The 18156-nt window shown below is 27.8% G+C and carries 2 protein-coding genes; both read left to right on the top strand.

What is annotated here, in order from left to right; translation table 4 throughout:
* Positions 1–20 precede the first annotated feature (20 nt).
* The gene (locus ACW95P_RS03290; protein ID WP_457961807.1) at positions 21–2177 is read left to right on the top strand and encodes a phenylalanine--tRNA ligase subunit beta; all 2157 of its coding nucleotides are present in this window, start codon (positions 21–23) and stop codon (positions 2175–2177) included.
* 309 nt (positions 2178–2486) lie between these two features.
* Complete coding sequence (locus ACW95P_RS03285; RefSeq protein WP_457961806.1) at positions 2487–18110, top strand: hypothetical protein; 15624 nt, start codon at positions 2487–2489, stop codon at positions 18108–18110.
* Positions 18111–18156: the final 46 nt, after the last annotated feature.

Genomic DNA, 18156 nt, shown 5'->3' with positions numbered 1-18156 from the left:
ATTTTAAAGGAGCGAAATAAATGATATTTTCATATAAAAAATTAAAAACATTAGCAAATATCAATGTCGAGGTTAATGAAGTTGTTAAAGCTTTAAACAATATTGGTTTTGAAGTAGAAGGTTATACAAAATTCTCACAAGTTAGTGGAATAAAATTTGGCCATGTTCAAAAAATTTATAAAAATCCTAATGCTGATCGTTTAAATGTTTGTGAAATCAAATTTGCTGATCAAGATCGAATTATTCAAACTACAGCCACAAATGTCAAAGTGGGTGATTATTTAGTTGCTTTTGTACCTGGAGCTAAATCTGGCGACATAACATTTGCTGCTAAGGAGTTGCAAGGAATTGTTTCTGAAGGAATGTTAGCTTCGTTAACTGAAATGGGTTTTTTTAAAGATTCTTTGCCTGAAGAATTTGTTGAAGGAATTTATACTTTTGAAGCAGTTGATTTAAATTTGGATCCAATGGAATATTTTGATTTAGATGATTACTTAATTGATGTTTCAGTTTTGTCAAATCGCTCTGATGCAAACTCTTATTTAATTATGTCGCGAGAATTGGCTGCCTATTTTAATACAAAATGAAATGACCTAGAATTTTTTCAAGGTAATTTAAAATCGGATTTTGCAGCCGCAAATAAAGAAGGAATTTTAACTTTGATTGAAGCAACAAATGAGTTAAAACCCATTAGTATTCAAGAGCAATTTTTATTAATGAAATCAAATATTAAATTAATTGATCCTGTTGTAGATTTAACAAACTTAACTTTAATTATGACTGGAATGCCGGTTCATGCTTATGATAAGGCTAAACTAGCAAGTAATTTATTATATGCAGCCGATTATAGTGGTAATTTTACTATTTTAGGGAATAAAACATTAGACTTAAACAACGCTTTAGCAATTGTCAATAGTAAAAAAATTCCGGTTTCTTTAGCTGGAGTTATGGGAGGGGAATTCACCAAAATTACCGAAACAACTGAAAATGTAGTTTTTGAACTAGGGATTTTTCCAGTTAAAAAAGTGCGCCATACTGTTAAAGAAATTAAAATGGAATCCAATTCTTCAAAACAATCTTCAAAACAAATTTCGTTAGGAACATTATTATTGGGACATAAATTTCTTTCAAGTTATTTAATTAATTTTTCACCTGCAATTAATTTACCTAAAATTGAAAACAAATTAATTGATTTTGACCTAAATTTTGTAAATCAAATTGCAGGGAGCAAAATTACAACAACGCCACAATTTGTCAAAACTCAAAAATCGCTAGAAATTTTAGGATTTAAATTTTTAGAACAACAAATTGAAGTTCCTGCTTATCGTCATGATGTTAATTCAAAAGAAGATGTTATTGAAGAAATTTTTAGATTTTATTCATATGCTAATTTTGCGCCTGCTAAACCTGTACAAAATAGTTTGGAAGACATTTATGCCTATTATGACTTCCATCAAGCAATTGCAGCAATGGGGTATCAACAGGTTTGAACTTATAGTTTAATTTCAACGGAAAAAAATTTTTTTAATCCATTTGATTTTCAAAAAGATATTGTTTTAAAAACTTTCGTTTCAAAAGAAAGGGAAGTAATTCGTAACTCATTTTTAATTTCACTTGCTGAAGTTATTGATTATAATCAAAAACGCAAAATTGAAGATATTTCAATTTTTGATATTGGTATGGTAAATGAAATTGATAGAGTAATAGCATTAGCTTCAACTACTAAAAATTTTCAACAAATGCAAAACGATTTACAAGCTTTGTACCAAAATAAGTTGCAGTTCAAAAGAACAAATTCTGAGTTTTATCACAATGGTGTCAGTGCCCATATTTATTACAATGAACAATTAGTAGGTTGAATTGGAAAGCCGCACCCTAAATATAATTTGCCTGAAGCTTTTTATGCTGAAATAATTGAACCAAAAAGACATAATTCAACACTTAAATTTCAAACCTATAATTCAGAGCCATTAAAAACACGAGATTTAACAGTTTCTTTACAATCGAATCAATCAATTGCAGAAATTATAAAATCAATTCAAAATAAAATTCAGCCTTATGACATTAAAGTTGTTGATAATTTTGTAAAAGAAAACACTAAAAATATAACTTTAAGAATTTTCTTAGAAGATGAAAAAATTGCAGCATTTGAAAAATTTGCTGAAAAATTTATTTAATCATAATTAAATTACAATCACCATTAGTAAATGGCGAGGTAGCAATTTTAATTGCTACTTTTTTTATACAAAAGCAACTCAAATCTCTATTTGCTTTATATATATATATATATATATATTAAAATATAGGTACTAATAAATAGAGACCATGCTAATTCTGGTTGTTAGTAATTTTTTTGTAAAAAAACAAAAAAAATATTCAAAACTTGCTTTAATTCAGTTTTTATCTAAAAGTCAAAATTTATTTTTATTTCTTAAATTATTTTGTTTTTTTAAGTTATAAAAATACGTTTCTGAAAGAAGGTTTTAATGAAAAGCTCCAAAAATCCAAAAACTAGTAAAACAAATAATGTTTTGAAAAAAACTAGTTTAACAATATTATCTACAACACCATTATTGGGTGCTGTGCTTTCTGTCTCTGGCTACGAATCTCAAAGATGAAATGAATCATTATCTGAGTGAATTAATCGTGTTTTCAAAAGCTTAAATGAAGCTCAAAAATTTTACTATAATAATATACCAACATTTTCCACTGCGTACTGACAAGATCAAATTAGAAGAGCTGATACAGCAATGGGTAAAATTCGAGCTTCTTTTGCTTCTATTAGCCCGAAAAAGAGACCTGGTAGTAAATATTATGACCATTATAATAATGCTGATCCAACACTAAAGGCAAAATTCGATTCTTACTGAAAACTAGCTGATGAGATAATTAATAAAAATTTTAACCAAGTAAATGTAGGCACCTTGGAATCTATTGCAATTCATATTGTTTCAACATGAAATGAATTAGATGGATTTTCAAGAAATCTTAATTGATATATTGAGTCAAAAAAAAATTTAACAAAAGGCCAACAAGATTCTATTAAAAGTTTAATGGCAAAATGAGCCGAAGCAAAACTTACAAACGTTCATACTCAAGACAATTTAAACGAAGCTTTTATTAAATCATTTGAAAATAACAAATCCGAAATTGATTCATTAGATCAACAAATGGTTCTTTATAAAAAATTATTCACAGATGCCCCTTCCCAAAGAAAATCTTTAAATTATACCCATGCAAGCGAAGCTTTGAAAAAAGCTTATGATGACTCCATTAAAGAAGCGGAAACTATGAATGTTTCTACTTTTTCAACCACATTATTACAAGAAATTAATAGATTTAAAAATGCAATTCAAAAAGTTAGACAGGCTTATCAAGCTTTAGAAGGTGATTTAAGAGCTTGGTTTACAAAAGTTCAAGAATTAATATCAAAAGGTGAAAATAAAATTAGATCATATGATAAATTATCAAACCTTTTAAAAGCAAAATTTAATGAAGAAATTGATGAATTAAACATAGCAGATAATTTAGAAAAATATGATAACGAAGCAAAATTAACAAACAAAATAAATGAAATCACCAATAAAGCAAAATTAATAAATGATAAATTCAGTGATTTAACTTCAACTTTTAATAGTTATAAAGATCTATTGAGTTCGATCCAATATACTGAAGCAACTAATAAATCTGTTGAAGACGAAAAAGTTTTTAAAGCGTTAGAATCTGTACTTTCAGATCCGACACGTACTGGAGAAAATGCAAAAACTCTTTGAAGACCAAATGATGGATTATTAAAAAAAGATTATTCTATAGATTCTCTTAAATTTAGATTAGGAGTTTCAGTAATTAATATTAATCAAGCAATTTCTAAAATTAATGCAGCAAAAGCTGCTTTAAACGGTGTAGAAGAATTAAAAAAGAAAAAAGCTGCTAAAAAAGCTGAAGCTATAACATTAATTCAAAATTTGAATAAATTAGATACAAATTTAAAAAATGAATTTCAAGCTAAAATTAACTCAATAAGTACCACTAATTCATCTGAATTATTAGCAGATTTTGAGACAAAATTAAATTCAATCACAACTGAAGCAACTAACCTAAATAATGCTTTTGTAACAATGAACTCCGCCTTGACGGATTTTAGAAATACATATTTTACTAATCCAAACGGTGTATTATCAACTAATAAAGATAGTGAAAAAGAAAAAGTATTAGCTGCAGTTGAGACAATTGTTGCCCAGAAGTTATCAAGAGATTTAACAACAACCTATGAACTACAAAATAATACTGCAGTTATGTTTCAATCTGCAACTACAATTGCAAAAGTAGAAAATGTAATTAATGATATTAATAAAGCAAAAAATGATTTAAATGGAGCAAGAATTTTAATTGAAGCTCAAGCCAAAATTGATACTTATGCAAATTATGGAACAAATCAAAAAACAGAAGCCAAAAATATTTTGGGTGCTAAAAATGCAAGAGTAGATACAAAATCAAAATTCGATGCCCTAGTGGCGATGTTTGAAAAAATTAACGAATACTTAGGTCAAGCAATAAATGAAATTAACAATTTTGTTCACATGAATAATACGCATAAAACAGCGGTAATTAATCGAATTAAAGCCTATGCCTTTGGTACTAAATCTGAAACAGAAATTAAAAATATGATTTTATCAGGAGAAGATTTAGTTAATGCTAGAGCTTTCGATAATCGGTATGCAGAAGTAGAAGCTAAATTAAAAGAATATACTGACACATTCGGAACGGTAAAGCATGATGATGCTTCAAATAAAGTAGAGCAAGATAATAAAGTTAAAACAGCAATTAATAGCATTATTCAAACACCACAAATCACAACATTGGAAAAAACTACTAGTATTGCTGGTGGTATATTTTCTATTACTGGTTCTGGAGCAATAACTACTACTATATCGAGAATTCAAGAAGCTATTAGAGATCTTAATGGAGAATCGCAATTACAAAATCAAAAACAACAAAAAATTACTGAAGCCAAAAATACAATTAATCGCTTAAATAAGTTAGACAATAATTTAAAAAATGAGTTTAAAACAAAATTAGATAGCTTGAATAAAACTGATGTAGGAGAAACATTAGCTTTTTTTGAAACAAAAGTTAATGAAATTAAACAAGAAGCAACAAATTTAAATAATAAATTTTCAGAAATGAATAATGCTTTAATTCAATTTCGAGAAAGATACTTTAAAAATCCTGATGGAACACTTGCAACTAATAAAGATATTGAAAAAGAAAAAGTTTTAAAATCAATTGAGGAACTTGTGACTTCTACATTAGACAGAAATTTAACAAGAACTTATGAATTACAAAATAACACAGCTGTAATGTTTAAGCTGGGAACCACAACTGCCAAAATAGATCAAAAAATTAATGAAATAAATACTGCTAAAGATGCTTTAAATGGTCTTGTTATCCAAGCTAAAAATCAATTAAAAACAAAATTATCACAAGTGCCTTTGAACAAATTAAATGACGCAACTAAAAATGCAATTAGAACAACATTGGAAGCCACATCAATTGACACTATTGCAAAAGTTAATGAAATCGAAACTAAAGCAATGCAGTTAGTTGGTGTTATTGATTCAATTTCAGCAAAAGTTACCGAAATGGAAACATACAAATCTGACTTAAATTACACAAATGCTTCAATCACACTAAAAAATAATTTTGATACAGTTTTAGCTTCATTAGTAACTAAAAAAGATGGTAATATTTTTGAAGATACAGCTACTGCGATTACTACATTAGTTAATGCGGGATCAACAGCGAAAAGCAGCTTAGATGGTATCGAACAACTTCAAAACCAAAAACGCCAAAAAGTTACTGAAGCAAAAGCAGCAATTGACCGTTTAAATAAATTAGCTCCAGGGCTAAGAAACACATATAAAGAACAATTAAATGATTTAGACATTTCAGATAAAACTGAAAGTCTAACTGCTTTTGAAGCAAAAGTTAATACCATTAAAGCATCACCTATTGAACTTCAAAATTCTTTTACGCCACTTAATGAAGCTCTAGTGAAATTCAGAAATAAATATTATAAAAATCCAGAAGGTACTAAAGCTGATAATAGAGACAGAGAGTGAAATAGAGTTAGAGCAAGTATAAATCCACTTATAACTACTACTTTATATAATTTCATAAGCACAAGTTATGAAATTAAAAATAATCGAGAAATTATTTATAAACCAGGCACCACAATTGAAAAGGTTAATGAAGCAATTGCTAAAATAGAACAATATACAAAAGCATTAAATGGTTTAAAAAATCATAAAAAAGCTTATAGCGATTTAATTAAAACTCAAATTCAAGCTTTACCTGGTTTTAATGCTGCTTCAGCTGCATTATTCAAAACACAAATTGATACTTTAAATCCTCATGACGATGAAGAAACTTATGACTCATATGTTAATAAATCAAACGCAATTAAAACCGCAGCTACAGAATTGAGTAACAAAAAAATAGAATTAAAAACAAAATTAAATAATAATCCATTAAATAAATTAAATGCTCCAACTGAAACAGCGATTATCAGCGCAATTGATAATGCTGATACAGAAACGAAATTAAATGAAATCGAAACTAAAGCAACAGAATTGGCTGGTGTTGTTGATTTAGTTAATGTCAAAATTACTGAAATGAATAACTTTAAAACAGATTTAAATTACACAAATGCTTCAGCTGGACCTAAAAGTAGTTTTGATGATGCGCTAAATGCATTAATAGCTAAAAAAGATGGTAATATTTTTGAAGATACAGTTACTGCGATTACTACATTAGTTGAACAAGGAACAACAGCTAAAAACAATTTAGACGGTGTTGAACAACTTCGAAATCAAAAACAAGCAAAAGTAAATGAAGCAAAAATAGCAATTGGTAATTTAGTCAAGCTAGATGTCGCTTTACAAAATGAATTTAAAACACAATTAGATAATTTAGATAAAACTAATGTAACTGAAACTTTGGCTGATTTTGAAATAAAAGTAAATCAGATTAAAACTAAAGCAACAGAATTAGCAGGATCTTTCACTAGCCTTAATAATGCACTAGTAAAATTTAGAACTAAATATTTTAAAGTTCCTGATGGCACAAAATCAAATAATCGTGCTGCAGAATGAGGGAAAGTAAAAGCCAATATTGATACTCTTGTATCAAGACCTTTATCAGCTACATTCACAACAACATATGAAATTGCAGCAAATATCGGTGTAAAGTATAAGGCTGGTACAACAATTGAAAAAATTAATGATGTAATCACTAAAATAGATGCATCTACAGAGGCAATCAATGGCTTGAAATTACACAAAGCAGCTTATGGAGAAGCAATTAATCGACAAATTGGTGATTTACCTAATTTCAATACCACTTCTGCATTACCATTTCAAGAAAGAGTAAATGCAGTTGATGCAAGTGATAATAGCGAAACATATGAAGCATATGTCGCAAAAACTAATGCTATTAAAAATGAAGCTCAAGCGTTAAATACTAAAAAATCAGAATTAAAAGCAAAGTTAAATCAAGTTCCTTTAAATAAACTAAATAACAATACTAAAACAGCAATTCGAACTCTTATTGATAATCTTGTTACTAATGATAAGCTATCAGAAATTGAAGCAAAAGCAACGGAGTTAGCTGGTGTAGTTGATTCAATAACTTTACAAGCTAATGAAATGAATAGTTATAAATCTGATCAAAATTATATTTTGGCAAGTGAAAATTTAAAAACAAATTTCAATACATCATTAGTTAACTTAGAAGCTAAAAAAACAGCTAATATTTATAACGATACTGATACTGCAACATCATTAAATGCATTGGCGACTGCTGGAGCAAGCGCTAAGGCAGCATTAAATGGTTTAGCAAACAAAAAAGCACAGTTATTATCAAAAGTAAGTACAGAACCATGAAATATTTTAAATAACAATACTAAAACAGCAATTGAAACAACAATTAATAATGCTGATAATTTTGCTACGTTAGAAACACTAGATACAAAAGCTACAAATGTCGCTAATGCATTTAAAGCTTTAAAAACTAAATTAGCAAATTTAATCCCATATAAAGATAATGTTGATTATCGTTTAGCGGATGCTGCTAAACAACAAGTTTTTGATGCGAATTTAGAAGCATTAAAAAATGAAGAAAATAAAACAGCAAATATTTTAGAAACGCCAGCTTCTACATTTAACAACTTAGTTTCTGCAGCTGAAACAGCTAAAAGTCATTTAAATGGAAGAGAAGTGCTAAATGCTGCTAAAGTTACAATTGAAGGTTATACAAATTATGGAACTAATCAAAAAACTGAAGCTAAAAAAATTTTAAGTGCTAATGATACAAAAGTGGATGCAAGAACCAAATTTGATGCATTAGTTAAAATGTTTAAAAATATTAATGATTCATTAGGAGAAGCGATTACTAAAATTAATAAAGCTGACCATGTTAAAACTAGTTATAAAACAAGTATTATTAATTTAATTAAAAATATTAAATTTGAATCTAAAACGGAAAGAAATTTAAAAAGTGAAATTGACACTTCAGTAAATTTAATTGAAACATTAAATAATAAATTTATACCTCTTGAAATAAAACTAAACAATTACCTTGCTACTTTCGGTACTGTAAAACACGATGGTGCTTCAAATAAAGCTGAACAAGACAATAAAGTTGTGCAAGCACTTAATGATGTTTTAGAATCACCTACAATTACCTCGCTTTCCAAATCCACAAGCATTACTAGTGGAATATTTTCTGCTACAGATTCAGCAACTCTAGACACAGCTATTTCACAAATTCAAGCTGCTTTAGAAGCTTTAAATGGTAAAACGTTATTACTAAATCAAAAACAACAAAAAATTAATGAAGCTAGAAATTTAATTAGTGGTTTAAATAGATTGCATAGCGACCTTCAAGAAGAGTTTAAAACAAGATTAGATAGTTTATTTGCTTCGACAAATACTAGTGAAACATTAGAAGATTTAGAAAAGAAAATTAATCCAATTACAGCAGAAGCGACTGCATTAAACAATTCATTTAATCAAGTAAATACTGCATTTCTAGAATTTAGAGATAGATATTTCAAAAATCCTGATGGTACTTTAGCTACAAATAGAAATGAAGAATGAGCAAAAGCTAGAAATTCATTGCAATCAATTATTTCATTATCTATTGGATCAGTTATTGTACAAACATATAGTTTTGATAGTGATTTAAGGGCAAAATTAAAAGCCGGTACTACAATTACTACTGTTAATGAAGTAGTCAAACAAGTTGAAGCTGCTAAAAATGCATTGAATGGTTTAGTTATTCAAGCTAAAAATAATTTAAAAACAAAATTAGAGCAAAACCCATTAAATAAATTAAATAACGCTACAAAAGCTGCAATTATTGCAGCGGTTGATGATTCAACCGCAAATACTGTAGATAAAGTTACCGCAATTGAAACCAAAGCAACAGCTTTAGCAAATCCTTTTAGCCTTTTAACTAATCAAATTACACAAATGATTAATTATAAAACTGATGATGACTATGTTTTAGCAACTACAAATTTAAAAACGGCTTATGATGATGCTCTAACAGCTTTAGAAGCTAAAAAAGATTTAAATATTTATAGTGAAAATCCTAATACACTTACAAATTTAGTTACTGCAGCCGAAACTGCTAAAACAAATTTAAATGGTTTAAAAAATAAAAAAGTAACTCTTAAATCTAAATTAAATCAAGACCCATGAAATGTATTAAACGACAATACCAAATCTGCAATTACAATAGCAATCGATAATGCTGATAATTTTACTACTTTAAATGATTTAGAAACTAAGGTAACGGCATTAGCTGATGCAGTTAAGGCTCTAAAAACTCATTGAAACGATTTAAATAATTACAAAGCAACAGCGGATTATCGTCTTGCAGATAATGACAAACGTAATGCTTTTGATGCAGGTTTAACAGCTTTAGAAACTGAAAAAAACAAAACAGAAAATGTTTTAGATACAAATCTTACTACATTGAATACCTTAGTTACTACAACCTCTAGAGCTAAAAATGATTTAAATGGAACAGAAGTTTTAGATAATGCTAAAGCTGCAATTGAAGATTATCCAAATTACGGAACTACTCAAAAAAATGAAGCTCAAAATATTCTAGGTGCTAATAATGCAAGAGTAGATACAAGAACAAAATTTAATGCTTTAGTTGAAATGTTTAAAAACATTAATAATGCTTTAGGTCAAGCAATAACTAAAATCAATAATCAAACCCACACAAATAATAATCACAAAACCACCGTTATTAATAGAATTAAAAATTATAGCTTTGGTGATAAAACAGAAGCCACTTTAAAAACAGAGATTGAAACACAAGTAAATGGTGTTGAATCATTTAATAATAAATTTAATGACTTAGAAAGTAAATTAAAAAAATATACTGATGCTTTTGCAACCCCAAAGCATAATTTTGCTACAGATTTTGCAGTTCAAGATGCTAAAGTTAAAGCAGCATTAAATAATGTTTTAGAAAGTCCAAAAACAGATGCAATAAATGATTCCACAGCGATTACTAATGGAGTATTTTCTGCTACCACTTCCTCACCTGTGGATGAAGCTATTGAAAAAATTCAACAAGCAATCACAGCTTTAAATGGAGAAACAGTTTTAAATGAATTAATTAGTGCTAGTGATTCTGTAATTAATAATTTAAGCCATTTATCCGATGCAGCCAAAAATACATTCAAAACTCAAATTAGCAATATCACTGTAACTAATCCTGCAATTAGTAAAGCAGATTTTGAAACACAACTAAAAAGTATTAAACAAAATGCAACTAATTTAAATGCTGAGTATAGTAATTTAGCAACGGCATTAGATCAATATTTAAATACTTTTAATACTGCAAAATACATAGAAGCTTCTAATGCAGTTGCACAAGATGAAATAGTTATGGCAGCTTTAGAATCTGTACTTTTAGATCCAACTCGAACCGGAGCTGATGCCAACACATTAGCAAGAACAGATAATGGACGTTTAGTTAATTCATATAATATTAACAATTTAAAAATTAAAGCAAATTTAGTTGTTTCTGATATTCAGGCAGCAAGCAAAAAAATTACTGCTGCAATTGCAGCGCTTGATGGCAATGATGTTTTAAAAAATAAGAAAACTCAATTAGTTTCAGAAGCAAAAAAAGATATTGCTAAATTAATTGCTTTATCATCTGATTTAATTAATAAGTATGATGAACAATTAACTGCATTAGATACAACTAATAGCAGTGAAACTGAAGCAGAATTTAAATTAAAAGTTGACACAATTGTTAAAGAAGCTACTGATTTAAATGCTGAAAAAGCAAAATTAATTAATTTAATCAATACCAATCCATTAGCCAAATTGCCAACAGCAATCAAAGAAAAAGCACAATCTGAAATTAATGTTGCAGCTACATTGGAAGAATTAGTACCAATTAAAACTAAAATAGATAATGTTACAAAAGCAATTAATGACATTAAAACAAAAGTTGCTGAACTTGAAAAAGTTAAAGATTTAGACAATTACAAGTTAGCTGATGGTAACAAGCAAGTTGAGTTTAATAATGTAATTGCTGATTTAAATAATTATTTACAACAAGATTTATTTGATGCAACTAAATTGGCAGAAGCTAATGGCGCAATAACTGCTGCAAATAATGACATGTTAAATGGTGCTGAAAACTTAAATAATGCAAAAACTACAATTGAGTCATTAACTCATTTAAGTGAAGATCAAACCGAACAAGCCGAAGTTAAATTAGCTGACCGCAGTAAAGTTAACAATAAATCAACACTTGAGGCGGTTGTTGAAACATTAAAAGCAATTGATTCTAAATTAAGCAAAGCGCAATCTGAAATTAATGATTTAAAACCTTTAAATGATTTAACTAAAAAAGCAATTATAACCGAATTGGGTGCAATTGATATTACTGATATTTCAATTGATGAAGTAGAAAATCAAATTAATGCAATTGTTGAAAAACAAAAACAATTAATTCAGGAATTTGATAAATTAAAAATAGCTTTGGAAGAATATGTAAATTTAATTGGAGAAAATCAACATGATCTTTCTACCAATAAAGATGCAATTGATCAAGAGGTGTTAGATACACTTGCCAAAGTAATTGATAATTTTGATGAAACAGCTTTAGCTAAAACTATAAATCTTGATGATACTAAATTGTCAACTAATAATATTTTAGATATATCTAAAGCAATCGATGATATTAATGCAGCAAAAAATAAATTAAATGGTGATGCAGTATTTAAACAAAAAATTCAAGACTTAATTGATAATTTAAACAATCACCCTGATTTAAAAATTTTAAATACAGCAACTAAAAATGCAATTGAAAATACAGCAAATAAGGTAAAAAACATCATTGAACTTGAAGATCTGGAAGAAAGAATTGAAAAAACTGTTGAAAATAAAAAGTCATTTGAAGTAACAGTTAAAAGCTTGAATGATGTTAAAGATACACCTAACTTTAAATTAGCTGATAAAACTAAAAAAGATACATTTGAAGCAAAATTGCATGAGTTACAAAATCAATTAAATACTCAAAATATTTTTGATAAAACACCTGAAGATATTGCTAATTTTGCAACAGAGGCAAATACTGCCAAAGATGCTTTAAATGGTATTGAAAATAAAAAGCAAGCAATTAAAGACATTAATGCTTTGGTAAATGTTCCACAAATACCACAAAAAGAAAACATTATTAAAAAACTAAATGATTTAAATCAAATTAATTCAAAAGAATCATTGCATGAATTAGTTGATAAATTTAAATCTATTGATAAAGTTATCGAGACTCAGAAAAAAGAAATTGAAAACTTAAGTCACTTAGCAAAAGAAGTGCAAGATTATTTTAAAAATGAATTAGCAAACATCAATATTGATAATAATCAAAACGAGATTGAAACTACAATTGCTAAAAAAGTTACAGAAGCGACATCACTTAATGCTAAATTTGCAGAATTACAACAAACATTAGCTGAATATCAAAAAACATTTGATAAACCTAAACATCAATTAGCACAAAATCAAATCCAACAAGATAAAGCTGTAGTGGATGCTCTTGCTAGTGTTTTGAAAAATTTTGCAACCACTACAGTTTTAAATTCAACTACAAATATTGCTTCAAATGAATTATCTGTAAATAATGAAGCAAATTTAGATGTTGCAATTGATTTGATCAAAGCGGCATTAAATGCACTTGACGGCGAAGCTGTTCTAGCACAGCAAAAAACAAATTATGCTACAGAAGTAAAGACAAATATTGCCGCCATGCCACATATTTCGGTAGAACTATCACAAGAATTTAATGCCAAAGTGGATGCCATTTTTGCGCGCAATGGTAATAAACCAGAAGAAACCCTAGAAGAATTTAAGGTACTTGTAAATGTTGTAAAAGTTGAAGCAGAAAAATTGAATGCTGAATATGAGAAAGTAAATCAAGCTTTTATTGATTATCAAAGCACTATTGGCGCTGATAAATATGATCAAGCAACAAATCAAAATGCACAAAATGACATTGTATTTGATGCTTTAAATACACTTGTAGACCCAAAATTAAGCAAGCCAGACCCATTAAATAAAGCTTATAAAATTGATACCTTAAAATTAGCTAGAGATACTAATTTAGACAAAATAACTGCTGCAATTCAAGCAATTAATGCAGCTAAAAATGCTTTAAATGGTGATGAAGTTGTTTTAAATAATAAAAAAGCAGATTTAACAAAGTCTGTTAATGAAAAACCATTAAATGAATTAAATCCAGAATTTAAAAATAATATTGAAAAAGAAATTAATTTAAAAACTAATTTAGATGATTTAAAACCAATTGAAGATCGCATTAATGATGCTAAAGCAACAATTGAAAAAATTAAAGCAGAAATTTTAGACCTAGAAACTAAGCAAAAAACTTCTGATTATAAATTAGCTGATGAAGCTAATAAAACTAACTTAAGTGATATTCTTGCAACGCTTAGAAATCATTTAACGCAAGATTTATTTAATTCGGATAATGTTGCAAAAGCTAATAAAACATTAGCAGAAGCTAAATCAATTACTTTAAATGGAAATGCAAATCTTGCCGCTTCTGAAGCTAAAATTGATAGTTTGTCTAATTTAACAAAAGATCAACAAGATCAAGCAAAAGCTAAATTAGCTGAAATTGCAAATTCTGATAAAAATACTACTGATGAACCTATTTCTAAAACAGATCTTGATATAGCTGATGCAACGTTTGAAGCAATTGATACAGAACTAGGAAAAGCTACAACCGCAATTAATGGATTAATTCATTTAGGCGATGATGTTAATAAAAAAGCTAAAGCAGAAACTGCAGCAATTAACATTACAAACCTCGAAACAACAGAAGCAACAACTGCAATTAAATCAATTGTTGATAAATATAGTAATTTAAATGATGAATTTAACAAGTTGCAAGAAAAATTAAAAGATTACACCAATACATTCGGAACAATCAATCATGATCTTTCTGAAAATAAAGCAAACATTGATCAAGAAGTTTTAAATGCTCTAGGGTCTGTGCTTAATGATTTACCATCATACCCACTAAGTAAAACCTATGATATCACTGGTGCTAAATTAACAACCTCAGATATTGAAGAAGTAAAAGAAGCATCTAAAGTAATTGAAAAAGCTTTAGAAAAACTAAATGGAGACCAAGTCCTAGAAGCTGCAATTCAAGCTTTAATTGATAAGCTAACATCAGACTCAAATTTAAATACATTAAACCAATCAACTAAAAATGCAATTGAAACAGCGGCTAAAGCTGCCAAAGATTTAGATATTTTAAAAGAACTAGAAGCAAAAGCGCAGCAAGCATTAATTGATAAGGCTAAGTTAGAAAAAAATCTTAATGACTTAAAAGTAATTGAAGTGACAACAAATTACAAACTAGCTGACCCAAACTTACAGTCTGAATTTGTAAAAGCATTAAATGATTTGAAAGCTAAAGTAGATACAGAAAATATTTTCGATAAAACATTAGCTGAGATTGATTCCATATTAGCTCCTACACAAGCTACTGAAGCTAGCTTAAATGGAACTAATAATCAAAATACAGCGCTTAGAACAATTGAAGGATTAAAAAATATCCCTCAAACTCCGCAACGTAACGCAATTGCAAATAAAACAAAAGATTTAAATAGTATTGACAGCAAAACTAAATTAGATAACTTAGTTAATGAATTTAGTGAAATTAACACGACAATTGGCAATGCAAATAACGAGATTAGTAATTTAAATCATTTAGCAGAAGACTTGAAAAAAGAATTTAACAATAAAGTTAAAAATATTAAAGTTCACAGTGCTAAAGCTATAACAATAACTGAAATTGAAAATCATGTAGCACAAGCTAAAGCATTAAATAATAAATTTAATGAACTAGCTAGCGAAGTTGAAAATTATAAAAATGCTATGAATACAATTCGCTATACTGAAGCAACTACAGCAAATAAATCTGATCAAAACATCAAAGTCAGAGAAGCTTTAGAAGCAATTTTAGAAAACAAAACTTATAATAATTTTGAAGCAGATTTCAAACCATTAACTGATGAAAAATTTAAACCTGGAACAACGGCTGCTGGTGTTGATCATGCAATTACTCAAATTCAAGATGCTTTAGCTACACTTGATGGCAACAAACAACTTGATCAAGCTAAAAAAGATCTAAAAGATAAGATTAATAACTCAGATGGTATTTATAACAAGTTAAATGATAAAACTAAGACAGCAATTAATGGAGCAATCGATGATAGTGGAACAGATACTAAAGATAAAATAAATTCTATAGATGCCAATACTAAAAAAGCCTTAGATACTCATAATGATTTAACAAATAAAATTAATGATTTAGAAACTGCTAAATCTGATCCAAACTACAAATTAGCTTCTAATGATGTAAAACAAGTTTATGAAGATGCAATTAATAAGTTAAAAGAGCAATTAGACAAAAATCTTTTTGATACAAAAAATCAAAATGAATCCCAAACAGCAATAACCAATGCTGAAAATGCAAAAAATAATCTTGATGGTAATAGCAATTTAAATAAAGCTAAAAAATTGATTGAAGATTTAGCAACTTTAAATAACAAAACTAAAAAAGAAATTCAAGATAAATTGGATACAATTGCAGCTTCTGTTGATGGTGATAATAGCAAATTAAATGCTGAAGTAGATAAGTTTAAATCTATAGATGACAAATTAAAAGAAACACTTAAAAAAATTACTAGACAACCAAATCTTTCTAATACAGTTAAGGATCAATTTAAAGAAAAAGCTAATACAATCAACATTAACAATTCCCAAGCAGCAATTGAAGAAATATTAGACATCATTGCCAAAGATGCTGAAAATTTAAACAATAAATTTAACGAACTTAAAAATACATACAATAAATATAAAAATGCAATGGACAGTGCAAAATATAAAGATGCTACTGATGAAAATAAAACTGAGCAAGATGAGGCAGTTAAAGCTGCAACTAACAATGTTTTAGATGTGGCAACTACACCAAACGCCACAACTGAATTGCAAGGCAAAATTAAAGATGGAATAACTCCAACAGATTTAGATCAAGCAATTCAAGATATTGAAAAAGCTTTAAATAATTTAAATGGCAATACTGAATTACAAAAAGCCAAAGATGCAACAATTAGTAAAACTAACCCAGGACAACCATTTAATCCTTTAAGTGATGCAACGAAAAATGCAATTAAAAATCAAGTAGATGATGCTACATCTAAAGCAGAAGTTAAAAATGTTGATAACAAAGCTGAAAATGCTTTAAATACCCTTAAAACAATTGAAGATGAAATCAAAAAACTTAAGGAAGCCAAAAATAGCACAAACTACAAATTAGCAAATGAAGATAAAAAGCAACAACTTGATGAAGCAATTAAAAAACTAAATACTTTAAAAGATAGTAATTTACTTGATTCAACAATTCAAACAAAATTAATTGAAGCTAAAGATAATAGTACAAAAGCAATTAGTGAATTAGATGGGCAACAAAATCTTGAAAAAGCTAAAAAAACAATTGATAGTTTTACTAACTTGCTAGATTCTGAGCGAGAAAAAGCTAAAAACAATATTCCAATTACTTCACTAACAGATTTGAAAAAACATTTAGATGATTTAAAAATAATTAATACTGCAATTAAAGATCAAAAAGATTTAATTGATGCATTACCAGATGTCAGTCAAGAAGCTAAAAATAAATTTAAGGCTGAAATTGATAATGTTATTGATGTTAATAAAACAAAAGAAGAAAATATTGATAATATTCAAAAAATTGTCGATCAAGCTTCAGGCATAAATAATCGATTTATTCATTTACAAGAAGCTGTTGATAATTATTTATCTGTACGATTAACACCAACTTATATAGCTGCAACAAATGGAGCTGAGCAAGATCAAAAATTTGTAGATGTTTTAAATGAAGTATTAACTAGTGCAATTAATAACCCTAATGATAATATTTCAAGCAATAAATTTAAAGCAGGAATTAATAATGACAAAGTTAATTATGTAATTAAAAAAATTCATAAAATAATAGATGATTTAAATGGAGATACTGTAGTTGAAAAAGCTAAATTTAAATATATTGATATTATTGACAATAGTGAAAAATATAAACGATTAAATCAAGCAACTAAAGAAACATTAAAATCTTGAATCTATCATGTTGATTCAAATCAAACAAATTGACAAGAAAAATTAAATCATGTTTTGGATGCTGCAAATCAAGCATTAGATTTGTTAAATAACATTAAAGTAAAAATTTTGAAACTTGAAACTATGGGATCTAATGAGCTGAAACTAGAAATTATTAATTTGAAGAAGTTGTTAGAACAAGATCTTACTAAAGCTATTCCAAAACCAATTAGCCCAAATGATCCAATTATTCCAACAACTAGTGATAGCTCCCAACCTAATAAATTATGATGATTACTATCGCTTTTAGGATTAATTCCACTTTCACTAGTTGCAATTTGATCTAAAATGAAAAAGAAAAAATAGATAAATACACAAAAACCCTATTTTAAATTTTTTCTGAAACATGAAT

Source organism: Mycoplasma pogonae, assembly GCF_054170725.1.
This window is presented reverse-complemented; position numbering and strand designations above follow the sequence as displayed.